The sequence below is a fragment of the Actinoplanes sp. NBC_00393 genome (genome assembly GCF_036053395.1).
Taxonomy (GTDB): domain Bacteria; phylum Actinomycetota; class Actinomycetes; order Mycobacteriales; family Micromonosporaceae; genus Actinoplanes.
This window is the reverse complement of the sequence record NZ_CP107942.1, coordinates 2392472-2404857: the sequence shown is the minus strand read 5'-3', so window position 1 is coordinate 2404857 and position 12386 is coordinate 2392472. Positions and strand designations below refer to the sequence as shown.

Genomic DNA, 12386 nt, shown 5'->3' with positions numbered 1-12386 from the left:
TCGAACCCAACCGAGCCTCGTTGGCGCAGGTGGCAGGCCCACAACCGGCAACTCGCCGCCACCCCGAAATATCCCCTGCGGGGGACATTCTCCGACCGGGGGTGTGGTCTGCTGGTGGACAGCCGCTGGCCGGCACCGGCCGGGGTGGCGCTGGTCGTCGCCGGTGCGGCGGCCGCGTTCACCGCCCGGTCGGCCGCTTCGTGCCCGGCGTCGGCCGCTTGCGCCGAGGTTGACCCACCAGGGCAGAATCCGGCGGCGTGGCATCACGTTATGAGCGGACCGTCCTGGTCGCCGCCGGTTGGTACGCCGCCGCTGCTGTCCCCTTCTTCATCAACTCTCGGTTGGCCCACGAGGACCGCTCCTGCGACGACACCGGCAACCTGTGCTTCACCGCCCAGGACAGGACGGCGCTGCTGTTCGCCGGCAGCCTGCTCTTCCTCGGCGCCTCGCTGCTCGCCGCAGCGCTGGTCGCGCTGCCGCTGTCGCGCCGCCCCATCTCGGTGTTCGCGGCTGGAACGGTGTCTGCGCTGGCCGGTTCGATGACAGCGGGCGCGGGACTGTTGCTGTGGATCGCCGCAGCATGAGGCGGCCACGCTAGGCCGAGAAGCGGTTCACCTTCTCGGGGTGCACGACGATGCGTACCAGCCCGGACTCGCGCCACTGTTCGAGCCACAGCTTGTGGTTGGGATCGTCGAAGGTCCAGTAGCGCGGGGCGAGCCGGGTCGCCAGCTCGAGGCCGCCGTCGTCGTGCAGGGTGACGGCGCCTTCGGCGGCGACCCAGTGTTCGGGTTCGCCGGCGGGGGCCGCGACCACGACGGACGCGCGCGGGTGTTCGCGCAGCCGGCCGACCTTCGGCGCGCCCGGTTCGGAGAACATCTGCAGGGTGCCGTCAGCGGCCGCCTCGAACCAGACAGGCCGCGGCGCGGGCCAGCGCTCTTCGCGCGGCGCGACGGTCAGGAAGGCGTAGAGGGGCCGCGACAGCAGGGCAAGATCCTCATCACGGAACATGAGATCCACTCTAGGCGGGCTATCGGGCCGGCTTCGACTGGGCGAGCAGGAAGTCCGTCACAGCCGGGGTGAAACCAGGACCCAACTGGGGTACGTGTACGCCTCCGTTGATCGTCCAGAGCTGGACGGTCGACCCGCCGGCGCAGCCCTGCTCGTAGGTGCGTACCGACGTCTCGGCGGCCGGCAGGTCGGCGATCAGGTCCAGAGCGGCGGCGTCGCGGGCGGTTGCGGCGCACCCGTTGAAGCCGACCCACTGAGCGACCGTGCTGGCCGCCGACGGGTAAGTGTGCCGGCCGTTGGCGCCACCGCCGAACGCGATGGTCTCGTCCACGCTGCCGTGGACCGCGAGCACGCTGACCGGTTCGGACGGCCGGCACTGCCCGGTGTCGTTCCAGGTCGCGCCGTTGAGCGAGACGATCGCGGCGATCTGGTCGGCGTGGTCGCAGGCCATCCGGAACGACATGAACCCGCCGTTGGAGTGGCCGATCAGGTAGACCCGGGCGGGGTCGATCCGGTACGACGCCTGGATGGTGGTGATGAGCTCGCTGAGGTAGCCCGAGTCGTCGGGTTTGTCGCTGCCGAAGGCGCAGCACGCGTCGGTGGCGTTCCAGAAGCGATGGCCGCGGTCGTCGGTCGATCCGTCCGGGTAGACGAAGATGAAGCCGCGCCGGTCCGCCTCGGGGCGCAGCCCGAAATACATCTCCAGCTCCTGCGGGTTCGACGTGTAGCCGTGCAACCCGAGGATCAGCGGCGCCGGCCGGGCCGGGTCGTAGGTGTCCGGGACGTGCACGTTGACCTGCCGGTTCCCGATCTGCACGGCGCCGGAGCCACTGCTCGGCATCGCCGGCGGGGTGCTGGGCGCCGGGTCGGGACGGTCCGCCGAACCGCAGGCCAGCGTCACCATGACGGCCGCAACGGCGGTCACGGCCCGCGCTGCCTGCCACCACTGTCGAGCCATGGCACCTCCCGGTCTGGGATGCGGATCTCAGGGTACCGCCGCGCGTCACCTCCGTTCTGCTCGGCCGTAGGCGCGCGCGAGCGTACGAAATGCTTCTTTGGGTTGCCGATGCCAGTCGGGGACGCCCGCCAGATAGTCGGCCTGGGTTCGCTCGCTGCGCGTCAGGTCAGCCGTGAGCTCCGGGGGCGTCTTGGTGTGGTCGACCAGCTTCCACCCCATGCCGCCGTACTGTGGCGCGCCCTCGAACGTGCACGTGCCGAACTCCATGATGGCCAGCGGCTTTCCGGGGCGGAGATGGCGCCGGAGGTCACGTGCGTAGTCGGCGCGCCGCGGGAAGTAGCTGTAATAGTCGAGTCCGACGACGCGCTCGACGATGGTATCTCCGGGGACGATGCCCGGGACGAACAGGACGAACTCGCAGCCGACGCTGAGGTGGACGAGGGCGCCCAGGTGCCCGGACGGATCCGGGCGCCTGGCCTGGGTGCACGGTGACCCGTGGTCGAAACGGGGACGGGGCGGAAGGTCGGTGAGCCGCCCGCTCTGCCGGGCCGGAGCCTCCTCCGGCTCTCTGAGCTACCGCCGTGCAGCCACAGCCTTCTCTCTTGATCGCGGCGGGCGCAACGCATTTATCGCGGCTGGGCCTGGCCGGAGAACATGCCGATCTGCCGCAGCACCGCGGCCAGCAACGGCGACGACACGGTCACCCCGTGCACGAGGTCGCGGGCCGGCGCCGGCAACTCGGTCAAACCCTGCCGGTACGGCTGGGTCCAGCCGGTGGTCTCCGGGTCCACGCCGTGCCGCATGCATGCCTCGCGGACCAGGTTGGCGTCGCAGGAGTCGTCGCCGAGCACGACGTCCCACGGCAGCGGCAGGTCGGCCCACACCTGCACGTCGGTGTGCTGGTCGCGGCCGTCGCGCCGGTGCCAGGCCGCCACGTCCGCCGCGACCAGGGCGGGGACTTTGCCGGGGCAGGACGCCTCGATGATGTCGTCGTACCCGAGGCCGCGGGTCAGGTTCAGCCAGCCGGTGCGGGCCTGGTTGAAGGCGCGGGACGCGCTGTTCCACGTCGACGAGTCGTCGCCGGCGCGCACGATCATGTGGGTGGGGTCGCGGCGCACGTCGTAGGCGCGCCGCAGCGACCGCGCGGACGCGGCGAGCTGCTCGTAGTACAGCCCCATCAGCCGGCCGCACTGGGCGTCGTCGAGCCGGTCCAGTACCGACCAGCGGGTCAGCACCGAGGCCAGCACCCACGGCCGGCAGGTCGAGGCCGCCAGCGCAGCCGCCAGCAACTGCTCGGCGAGGGTGTCCATCGGCCGCGCCTGGCGGCCGGAGGTGAACACGGTCCGCATGTTGAGCCGCGCCACGTAGTAGGCGGTGAACGCGGCGGTGGCCGGGCAGGCGGTGAAGTCCTGCTCGGTGACGAGGTACGCGAGTCGCGCCTTGCCGAACGCCACCGACGCCTCCCGGTCACGTTCGGCGGCCAGCACCTCGGTGCGCTGCTGCAGGTGCAGCACGGCTCGGACCGCCCGTCGGTATGCGCGCACCGACACCCCGGGCAGGGTGCTCCGGCGGGTGGCGGCGTCCATCCGGTCCCGGGCGTCGGCGTGTCCACCCCGGTCACCGCGGGCGCCGGACGGCTTGCGCAGGCCGTAGAAGGTTGCGCCGTTCCAGGAGGTCATCGGCGCCGGGCGGCGCGGGATGGTCCGGCGGGCCGGCCAGGGCTGTTCGCCGGGAAGGCCGAGCAGCGTCAGCGCGCCGGCGAGCCAGCGGCGCAGCGAAGCCGGGTCGGACGGGTCCGCCGGCGCGGGCTGCTCCGCGATCACCGCGACCGCGGCTCGGGCGGCCGCATAGGCGCGGGCCAGCCCGGGGTGGTGGCGCCACGTGGCCGGCATCGACGATCCGGGTGGCCGCGGATGCGCCTGCTGGTGACGCATCATCGCGTACAGGTCGCGGACCCCGACGGCGCTGAGCCACTGCTGCGCACCGAGTTCCACGATGTCCACCGCCACGTCCTGCGGCGGGCGCCGCTCGCGCAGCCCGAAGTACAGCCGATGCAGGACCACTTCTTCCGAACGCTTCACCGGCACCATGACCACCCAGCCCCGTCGTCGCCAAGGCCCGGTGAAGCGATCGCCCCCGAGCGCCGGCCGAAGGGAGGCCAGCCGCACAGTATCGGCGTGCGCGGGGCGCGACCGTCCAACCAATTACCGCGCTACCCGTACGCTGGCTTGATGATCGACTTTCGAAGTGCGGTGGAAACGCGCGACGCCGACGCCATGGCGGCGGCCCTGGCCGACAACGTGGTTTTTCACAGCCCGGTGGCGTTCAAGCCCTATCCGGGCAAGGCGATCACCGCGGCGATCCTGCGCGGGGTGCTGCGGGTGTTCGAGGATTTCCGGTACGTGCGTGAGCTCACCGGCGACGGCGGCCGCGATCACGCGCTGGTCTTCGAGGCCCGGATCGGCGATGTCGCCGTGGAGGGGTGCGACTTCCTGCACCTGGACGACAACGGCCTGATCGACGAGTTCACCGTGATGGTCCGCCCGCTGTCGGCCGCACAGGCCCTGGGCGCCGCGATGGCCGCCCAGTTCGAGCAGATCCAGCGCGAGGCCGCCGCCGGCTGACCCGGCCCGGCAAAGGTTGCGGCAGAGCCGCGCCGGATCAGGGAAGAACTCGCCGAGCGGCCTGCTGAACAGCGGGCGGCCGCGCTGGAGCGCCTCTTCCGGTTGGTGAAGGACCGGCCGGACCTGCTCTGGCGGGACTTCTTTCCCGACGAGGTGGTGGCCGCGCTTGAAGCCCTGCTGTCCGTCGCCGGCCCCGGCGGCCCATGGCATCAGGGTTGGACCAACGAGACGGACGCCGCGGAGGCGCGCGACACGATCGCCGCGCTGACGCAGGTGCTCACCCGAGTGGACGACGGCAGCGAGCCGGCCGGCTTCGGCCGTGGATAGCGCGCCGGGGATAGCATGCGCGGTCGGCGCACACGGAGGTGGCGATGCTCAACGGCTGGCACGGCTGGTTCGGCACGATCACCGGCGTTCTCGCCCTGACCGTGGCCGCGCTGCCGCTGGCTGCGCTCACGGTGTGGGTGCTGGCGCGCCGCCGTAACGCAGCCGGCACTCCCCTGGCCTGGCGCAAATCGCTCGCCGAGGTCGCCATCGTCTACGGCACCGTGCCGTGGATCTGGATGATCCTGTTGCCGAACGACCGGTCCGGTGACGATCCCGCCCGGGTGAACCTGGTGCCGCTGCGGGATCTGATCACCGTCCTGGGCGACGGACCGCTGACCGCCACCGTGCAGATCGTCGGCAACCTGCTGGTGTTCGCGGCCCTCGGCTTCTTCGGCCCGCTGCGGTTCGCGGCGCTCGCGTCGGTGCCGCGCATCCTGGCGCTCGCAGCGGGCGGCTCCGTGCTGGTCGAAACTTTGCAGTACGTCCTGCGCCTGGACCGCGTGTCCTCCGTCGACGACGTGCTGCTCAACGCCGCCGGGGCCGGACTTGCCGCGCTGGCCTCGCGCCGCTGGTGGCGCGGCCGGGCCGGGGCGCCGTCAGGCCGGCCGGGAACGGTCCTGCTGCCCGGACGCTGAGCTGTTCGCCGGGGCGCCGAAGAAGTCGGCGAGGGCGTCGACCAGGACCTGCGGGGCGCGGTTGAGGGCGTCGTGATCGGCGCGCGGCACGATCAGGGTGCGGGCGTGCGGCAACGCGCCGGCGAGCGCCTCGATGGTCGGCGGGTAGTAGGGCGGCCCGCTGGCGCCGCAGGCCAGCAGAACCTCGGCCTCGGTGGTGGCCCACTGCTCCGGCGGCCCGTCGTTGCGGTGGATCAGCGAGGTCTCGTCCAGCGTCGTCGGCAGCAGTTCCGCCATGGTGCGCCCGATCGGCGTACGCAGGAAAAGCTTGCAGAAGGCCACCTGCACAGCCAGCGGCAGGCGCGCCGCGGCCGAGTGGGTGTTGATGCCTGCGCTGGTCAGCGCCATGGCGCGCGGTAGATCGCCGGCCTCCGCCGCGGCGCGCGCGGCGGGCAGCCAGGCGGTCGGTGTGAGGCCGTTGACCTGGACCGCCGGGTCGTAGAGGGCGAGCCGGGAGATCGGCAGGCGCCGCGCGGCGGCACGCAACGCGATGAAGCCACCGGCGCTGTGGCCGATGACGTTGGACGCTTCGGTGTACGCCAGAAGCGTCGCCAGGTCGTCGATGTCCTGCTCGCCGTCGTAGGGCTCGGCGCGCGCTGCCGCGTCGGCCCGGCCGCGACGGTTGTAGAGGTGCACGGTGAACCGGTCGGCGAGGCGAACGGCAAGACGACGATACATGTCGATGGTGACGCCGCCGCCGTGCACGACGATGATGCCCGGCCCGGCGCCGAGGGAGTGCAGCACGATCTCGGCGCCGTCGGCCGCCGGAACCCGTTGAATCGTCCAGTCCTGTGTCATGACGCCTCCCCTGAGCCGCGAATCGAAAACTGCGAACGCCGTTTGCAGTTTAGAGTGTAGCAGTGACTTCCTCCATCTGGTCCCGTCCGGCCCGGGGCACCCGCGGGCCCGCCCCCACGCATACGCGGGACGAGATCGTGACCGCGGCGATCACCCTGGCCGACGCCGACGGCCTCAGCGCGATCTCGATGCGGGCGGTCGCGGCCGCGCTGAACACCGGCGCCGGATCGCTGTACCGGTACCTGTCATCCCGCGACGATCTGCTGGATCTGATGACCGACCACGCGGTGGGCGAGCTCCGGCCGTACCCGGAAATCTCTTCTGATTGGCTGGACACCATGCTGGCGATGGCGCGCCGGCAGCTGGAGCTGTACCGGCGGCATCCGTGGCTGGTGGAGCTCATGCCGCGCTCGACCGCCGTCGGCCCGCAGGGCCTGGCCTGGTTCGACCGCTGCCTGGCGGTGCTGCAGCCGGTGCCGGCGGCGACCGCCGCCAAGTTCGAGGCGATCGCGATGATGACCGGCGTGGTGACGCTGTTCGCGCGCAGCGAGGCCGCCCAGCCGGCCGGCGGCTTCGCCGAGGTCGACATGACGGCCTACCCGAACCTGGCGGCAGCCTTCACCGCCCCACCGGCGGCGGCCCCGCCGCGAGATCTGTTCGACGTCACGGTACGCAGCGTGCTGCGCGGCCTGCTGTCCTGATCAGCGCCGACGGCTACGACGGGCGGGCCGGCATGGGGTCGCGCAGCAGGAAGCCACGCTTCTGGAACTCGGCCAGCAGGGCGGCTTCGCTGCGCGGCGGGCCGTGCATCTGGCAGGAGATCGCGGCCTTGTCGTCCTCCCACCAGATGGCCCACTCGTTCTCCGGTTTCGCGGACACCGGGTAGCTGTAGAAGTTGCCGTGAAGGTCGGAGTCCTGCCGATACCAGGAGTTACGGCGCCCGCCGACCTCCTCCAGACCTCGGGTGTCCTCGCGCGCCGGGCGGTTGCCCGGCTTCGCCATCGTGGTTCGGTCGCTCCACTCCGCGCACAGCATGTCGATCGAGTCGGTGATCTCGCAGCGGTCCCGGGCCTTCTGCCCGGCTTTCCTGTTGTAGGTGGCGCAGGTGACGGCGGGCCAGAAGGCCTCGTACTGCTCCAACAGCGACAGCGCCGCCGCGGCAGACGTGGGTGGCGGGGTCGGCTCGCGTTCACTGGACGACCCGCCGGACAGCCCGGGCACGGCCCAGATCACGACTCCTGCGACCGCGACCGTTCCGATGAGGGCGGCCACGGCTTTGCCGGTCTTCGGACTGTCCGGCGGCGGCGCCGGGACGACCGGCCGTTCCACCAGCGTGGGCGGTGCCGGCACCGGCCTCGGGGGACGCTGCGCCTGCTTGACGGGGCGGGCGGCAGCCGACGCCGGTTTGGGGCGCCGGCCGAAGAGCAGCTTGCGCGCCTGACCGGCGGTCGGCCGGCGCTCCGGCGTCTTCTGCAGGCACGCCCGCACGCAGGTCAGCAGCGGCTCCTCGACGCCGTCCAGCTTGGGCGCGCGGTTCAGGATCGCGTACGCCACCTGCTCGCGACTCTCCCCCGGGAACGCCGCCGCGCCGGTGGCCGCGAAGACCATGGTCGAACCCCACGCGAACAGGTCGACCGCCGAGGTCAGCGGATCGTTGGCGACCTGCTCCGGCGCCATGTACGGGAACGACCCGGCGATCTCCCCCACCCGGTGTGTGGTGTCGAGCGCCTGCGCGATGCCGAAGTCGATCACCCGGGCGCCGCCCTGGCCGAGGATGATGTTGGCCGGCTTGAAGTCGCAGTGGATGATGCCGGCCTGGTGGATCGCCTCGAGCGCGGTGAGCGCCTGCATCGCGACCTGCAGCAGGTCGCTGTCCTTGAGCGGCCCGACCTCGCGCACCTGCTCGGCGAGCGTACGCCCCTCGATGTATTCGCTGACGATGTAGGGCAGCTCCCCCACCACGTCGAAGTCGAGCACCTTGGCGGTGACGAACTGCGCGACCTTGCGCGCGTTCACCAGCTCCCGGTTGAGGTTGCGCTTGAGGTCCCCGCTGGCATCCCAGTCGACGCGCAGGACCTTGACCGCCACCTGATTGCCGTCGGGGTCCGCGGCGAGATACACCTCACCCTGCCCGCCGCGGCCGAGCCGGGCGAGCGTCATGTACGGCCCGATCTGCGGCGGGTCGTGCGGCCCCAGCTTCGCCGGTCGCGACATGGGCGCCTCCAGACAAGCGAACACCCATTGTGTGCAGACGGTTACTGTGCGCGCAACGGCCCAGGCATTAATGGGTGTCGCTGGAGAGAGCTGACCGGTACGAAGATCACGTGCCCTTCTTAGCGCTGTTCGCCGCCGTTCTGCTGTACGGCGTCGCGGATTCGATGGTCAATTCCTACATCGTGCTGTTCGGCGCGGATGTGGCCCGGCTGACGCCCTTGCAGATCGGCGTCTGGTCCTCGGTGTTCGCGCTCAGCGGGATCACGATCAGCTGGTGGCTGGGGCGCCGGTTCGACCGTCGGCCCGCGCGGGCGTACGCGATCGTGGTGATTCTGATGTGTTCGGCCGGCTATCTCGTGCTGCCCGGAGTGACCAGCTTCCCGGTGTTGCTGCTGATGGCAGCGACCGTGCTCGGGGTGGCGAGTTCGGCGTTCCCGCAGCTGTTCTCCCTGGCCCGCGCGGTGCTGGGCGACGGCCCGGCCGGGCAGCGGTCCACCCCGCTGCTGCGGGCGGCCTGGTCGCTGGCCTGGGCCGTCGGGCCGTTGCTGGGCGCGCTCGTGCTGTCGCGCGGCGGCTATTCGTGGCTGATGTGGACGGCCTCCGCGGTGTTTCTGTTCGCCGCGCTGACCGTTTTCGTGGTGCCGCGGCCACCCCGGGCCGTCGTGACGGCGAGCGACACTCGAGGCGGCACTCCGGTGCTGCTCACGGCCAGTGTCACCCTGTTCTTCACCGCCATGTTCGCGGGCGGGCTAGCGCTGCCGCTGTTCGTCACGCGGGGCTTGGATCAGCCGGCCGCGTCGGTCGGGGTGCTGTTCAGCGTCTGCGCGGCGGTCGAGGTGGTGGCCTCGCTGGGGCTGGCTGTCCTGCCCGCCCGGGTGAGTCAGCGGGCCGTGATCCTCGGTGGCTTCGCGGCGTTCGTCTGCTATCACGCCCTGACGGTGGTGGCGTCGGGCATGGCGTTGCTGGTGGCCGGGCAGGTCTTGCGGGGAGTGGGGATCGCGATCGTGGGGACGGCCGGCATCCGCTACTTCCAGGATCTGCTCGCGCCGGCGACCGGCCGGGCCACCACGCTGTTCTCCAACGCGTCCATCGCCGGCCTGCTGGTCTCCGGCATCCTGGCCGGTCTGGCGGTCGAGCAGTTCGGGTACCGGACGACGCTGCTGCTCTGCGCGGTGGCGGCGGCGCTGGGCGGGGTCGCGTTCATCGCCGGTTCGCGCCGCCGGGCCGCCACCTCCGCCCTCAACAGGTGAACACCGACCAGCAGATGTCGTTGCGCAGCCGCTGGTCGTCGAGGACGAGCTCGCGGATCGCCTGCGGCAGTTGGTCGCGCTGCCACTGGCATTCGCGCCGGGCCGCGGCGTCGCTGGACGCCGCGGCGCGGGCCGCTTTGATCGCGTAGGCGGCGGCACCGAGTTCGTGGGCGGCGACGTGGGCGACGACGGCGGCCTGGCCCGCGGCGTACGCGGCGTGCCGTGCCGCCCCGCGCAGGTCCCGGGCGGCGCCCATCGCGTGGCCGCCCGCGGCCCGGGCCTGCATCATCCTGACTTCGCCGCGGGTCCAGGCCCGGGCCTGTTCGATCGCGTGCCGCGGTCGCGGGTCGTCGGGCCGGACCGCCTCGAACAGGTCGAGGACGTGCTCGGCGCACGTCGCGGCCCACAGGGCGAGCAGGTGGTGGTCGTCGTCGGTGAGGGTTCCGCCGCGGCGGATCGTCACAAAGCGCGGGTCCCGAACCTTCGGCAGGATCACGACGCGCCTCGCAGGGACTGGTCCAGGGCAGTCATCAGCTGGGCGACCCGGCTGCTGCCGCCATGCGCGGGTGGGTAGCGGCGGAGCACGTCGAGGAGCTGCGGGGTCGCCCGCTGCAGCGATTGCTGAAGCACGGCCTCGCCGGTCGTGCCACCTTCAAGCTCCCCGATCCGGGCGGTGCTGGCGGCGGCGCGCAGGATGTGGCCGACCTGGGTGGCCTTGGCGATGGGATGCAGGTAGGCGGCCGAGGCGGCGTCACCGGCGCACCGGGCGGCCAGTTGCGCGGCTTCCGAGGGCGCGGACCGGGCGGCGCGGTGGGCATCGACGGAGGTGACGCGCTGCAGCTTCGTACGCCGGGCGCCGTTGACGAACGTCCAGGCCGCGTCGATCGCCGCGCACGGACGGGAGTCGTCGGGAACGGCCTGCTCGAAGACCGGCAGGACGTCCTCGGCGTGCTGGACGACGTAGCGCGTCACCGCACGCAGCTCATCCATCGTCAGTTCGAAGTCTCCGGAAACGATCAGCATGCCTGTGAATCGTATCGCTGAACCCTCGGTGGAGACTTCTACGGTTCTACGTAATTACGTTATGCTGGACGGGTGAGCGATACCGACCGCCTTGCCGCGCTCGAGCAGCGCGTGGCCCACCTCGAGCAGATTTTGCAGAGCCCGTCTGGCAGCCCCGCGACGCCGGACGCCGACGTGTTCTGGGCCCTCGAAGGGTTGATCTCGCGGGTCAGCGACCCGGGCGGCGTCCTGTTCACCGGGCACGTGACGCTGCCGGACGGTCGCGCCGCCCGGTGGCAGGAGGGCGCCGGCACCGAGGAGCTGCTCGACGGCGACTGGTCGCAGCACGTCGCCGCACTGGCCGCGCTGGCGCACCCGGCCCGGATCCGGCTGCTCCAGCACGTGCTGCGCGGCGCGAGCACGGCCGGCGATCTCGTGCAGATCGACGGCATGGGCACCAGCGGGCAGGTCTATCACCACCTGCGGCAGCTGGTCGCCGCCGGCTGGCTGCACGCGGTCGGCGCGGGCCGCTACGAGGTGCCGGTCGCTCGCATCGTCCCCCTGTTAACCACGATCCTGGGAGCCCGGAGATGAAACGTACGATCGCCCGCTGGCAGACCTGGTGGCTTCGGCTGTTCGTCGTGGTCGTCATCGCGTTCACCGTCCTGCCCGTCCCGAAACCGTTCGACTTGATGCTGATGGCCGTGCCGCTGGTGCTGGCCTTCGTCCGCCCGCCACGCTCGCCGAAGGAGCCGGTCGACCTGGCGGCGCCGGTCCGCGGGCGATGGGTGGCGATCAACAGTCCCGGCACCGCCGTCCCCAGTCACGGGGTGAAGGCCTACGGGCAGACGTACGCCGTGGACCTGCTGCGACCGTCCGCGGACGCGCCCACGTCGATCGGCTGGTCGCTGCGGACCCGCGCGCCCCAGTCGTACGCCTGCTTCGGCGCCCCGGTCTTCGCCATGGCGCCGCGAACCGTGCTGCGCGCGACCAGCACGCAACGTGACCATCGCAGCCGCGACACCTGGCCGGCGCTGATCTGGATGATGACGGCCGAGGCGTTCGGCCGGGAGCTGGCCGGGGTGGGCCGCATCCTCGGCAACCACGTGATCGTCGAGCACGACGACGGCACCTATGCGGCCTACGCCCACCTGCGGCAGGGATCCACGCTGGTCAGCAAGGGCGATCGGGTGGACGCCGGTCAGCAACTGGCGCAGGTGGGCAACACCGGCAACACCTCCGAACCGCATCTGCACGTGCAGCTGATGGACCGTCCGATCCCGACGGCGGCGGCCGGCATCGCGATGCGCTGGCCCGATCTGGTCACCGCCGGTGAGGAGATCGACCCACGCTGGTCGACCGGGAAAGCGAAACCGACGGCGCTGGCCGGCTTCCCGCCGAACGGGCAGGTGTTCCGTGCAGATACGCATTCCCGCGAAAGCGCAAAAGAATGAGGTGACAATCTCTTCCCGCGTATTCGGCTGGCGATTACGGCGGCCCGGCACTTAACTTGCCGACCGAAGCTTGCCGC

General features: G+C 71.6%; 16 protein-coding genes. 8 read left to right on the top strand and 8 right to left on the bottom strand.

The annotated features are described in order from the left end of the window. Nucleotides 1-257 precede the first annotated feature (257 nt). Complete coding sequence (locus tag OHA21_RS11040; RefSeq protein ID WP_328472874.1) at nt 258-584, top strand: hypothetical protein; 327 nt, start codon at nt 258-260, stop codon at nt 582-584. Between the two features lie 10 nt (nt 585-594). Here OHA21_RS11040 and OHA21_RS11035 read toward each other — a convergent pair whose 3' ends face one another. The 4 genes from OHA21_RS11035 to OHA21_RS11020 all read right to left on the bottom strand — a co-directional run bounded on the left by OHA21_RS11035 (nt 595) and on the right by OHA21_RS11020 (nt 4047). Continuing rightward, nucleotides 595-1008 (bottom strand): pyridoxamine 5'-phosphate oxidase family protein, encoded by a 414-nt coding sequence (locus OHA21_RS11035; protein ID WP_328472872.1) that lies wholly within the window; start codon nt 1006-1008, stop codon nt 595-597. Nucleotides 1009-1027: 19 nt separating this feature from the next. Next, nucleotides 1028-1966 (bottom strand): alpha/beta hydrolase family esterase, encoded by a 939-nt coding sequence (locus tag OHA21_RS11030; RefSeq protein ID WP_328472870.1) that lies wholly within the window; start codon nt 1964-1966, stop codon nt 1028-1030. Between the two features lie 45 nt (nt 1967-2011). Further along, complete coding sequence (locus OHA21_RS11025) at nt 2012-2233, bottom strand: hypothetical protein (protein ID WP_328472868.1); 222 nt, start codon at nt 2231-2233, stop codon at nt 2012-2014. A 359-nt stretch (nt 2234-2592) separates the two neighbouring features. Continuing rightward, on the bottom strand, nt 2593-4047 hold the full coding sequence (locus OHA21_RS11020) for a hypothetical protein (RefSeq protein ID WP_328472866.1): 1455 nt from the start codon (nt 4045-4047) through the stop codon (nt 2593-2595). Nucleotides 4048-4197: 150 nt separating this feature from the next. Here OHA21_RS11020 and OHA21_RS11015 point away from each other — a divergent pair, with 150 nt between their 5' ends. The 3 genes from OHA21_RS11015 (at nt 4198) to OHA21_RS11005 (ending at nt 5552) form a co-directional block, all read left to right on the top strand. Then, entirely contained in the window at nt 4198-4590 is a 393-nt protein-coding gene (locus OHA21_RS11015; RefSeq protein ID WP_328472864.1) for a nuclear transport factor 2 family protein, read from the top strand. Nucleotides 4591-4695: 105 nt separating this feature from the next. After that, entirely contained in the window at nt 4696-4917 is a 222-nt protein-coding gene (locus OHA21_RS11010) for a hypothetical protein (RefSeq protein ID WP_328472862.1), read from the top strand. A gap of 44 nt (nt 4918-4961) precedes the next feature. Continuing rightward, a complete protein-coding gene (locus OHA21_RS11005) occupies nt 4962-5552 on the top strand; it encodes a VanZ family protein (protein ID WP_328472860.1) in 591 nt (196 codons plus the stop codon). Here the strand turns inward: OHA21_RS11005 and OHA21_RS11000 are convergent. After that, entirely contained in the window at nt 5514-6389 is an 876-nt protein-coding gene (locus OHA21_RS11000) for an alpha/beta fold hydrolase (protein WP_328472858.1), read from the bottom strand. The genes OHA21_RS11005 and OHA21_RS11000 overlap by 39 nt on opposite strands. Nucleotides 6390-6451: 62 nt before the next feature. Between OHA21_RS11000 and OHA21_RS10995 the strand changes: the two genes are divergently transcribed. After that, nucleotides 6452-7090 carry a TetR/AcrR family transcriptional regulator gene (locus OHA21_RS10995; RefSeq protein ID WP_328472856.1) on the top strand — a complete coding sequence of 213 codons (639 nt, stop codon included), beginning with the start codon at nt 6452-6454 and terminating at the stop codon, nt 7088-7090. 13 nt (nt 7091-7103) lie between these two features. Here OHA21_RS10995 and OHA21_RS10990 read toward each other — a convergent pair whose 3' ends face one another. Next, a complete protein-coding gene (locus OHA21_RS10990; RefSeq protein ID WP_328472853.1) occupies nt 7104-8603 on the bottom strand; it encodes a serine/threonine-protein kinase in 1500 nt (499 codons plus the stop codon). 110 nt (nt 8604-8713) lie between these two features. Here OHA21_RS10990 and OHA21_RS10985 point away from each other — a divergent pair, with 110 nt between their 5' ends. Next, the gene (locus tag OHA21_RS10985; protein ID WP_328472851.1) at nt 8714-9853 is read left to right on the top strand and encodes an MFS transporter; all 1140 of its coding nucleotides are present in this window, start codon (nt 8714-8716) and stop codon (nt 9851-9853) included. Here the strand turns inward: OHA21_RS10985 and OHA21_RS10980 are convergent. Both OHA21_RS10980 and OHA21_RS10975 read right to left on the bottom strand, forming a co-directional pair. Further along, nucleotides 9843-10349, bottom strand: a complete 507-nt coding sequence (locus OHA21_RS10980; RefSeq protein ID WP_328472849.1) for a putative immunity protein — start codon at nt 10347-10349, stop codon at nt 9843-9845. The two genes, OHA21_RS10985 and OHA21_RS10980, sit on opposite strands and share 11 nt — an antisense overlap. Beyond that, nucleotides 10346-10876, bottom strand: a complete 531-nt coding sequence (locus OHA21_RS10975) for a putative immunity protein (protein ID WP_328472847.1) — start codon at nt 10874-10876, stop codon at nt 10346-10348. The genes OHA21_RS10980 and OHA21_RS10975 overlap by 4 nt, the downstream gene beginning before the upstream one ends. Before the next feature lie 72 nt (nt 10877-10948). On the opposite strand from OHA21_RS10975, the gene OHA21_RS10970 reads away from it, so the two are divergent. Both OHA21_RS10970 and OHA21_RS10965 read left to right on the top strand, forming a co-directional pair. Further along, on the top strand, nt 10949-11449 hold the full coding sequence (locus OHA21_RS10970) for an ArsR/SmtB family transcription factor (RefSeq protein ID WP_328472845.1): 501 nt from the start codon (nt 10949-10951) through the stop codon (nt 11447-11449). Continuing rightward, nucleotides 11446-12309 carry a M23 family metallopeptidase gene (locus OHA21_RS10965; protein WP_328472843.1) on the top strand — a complete coding sequence of 288 codons (864 nt, stop codon included), beginning with the start codon at nt 11446-11448 and terminating at the stop codon, nt 12307-12309. The genes OHA21_RS10970 and OHA21_RS10965 overlap by 4 nt, the downstream gene beginning before the upstream one ends. Nucleotides 12310-12386: the final 77 nt, after the last annotated feature.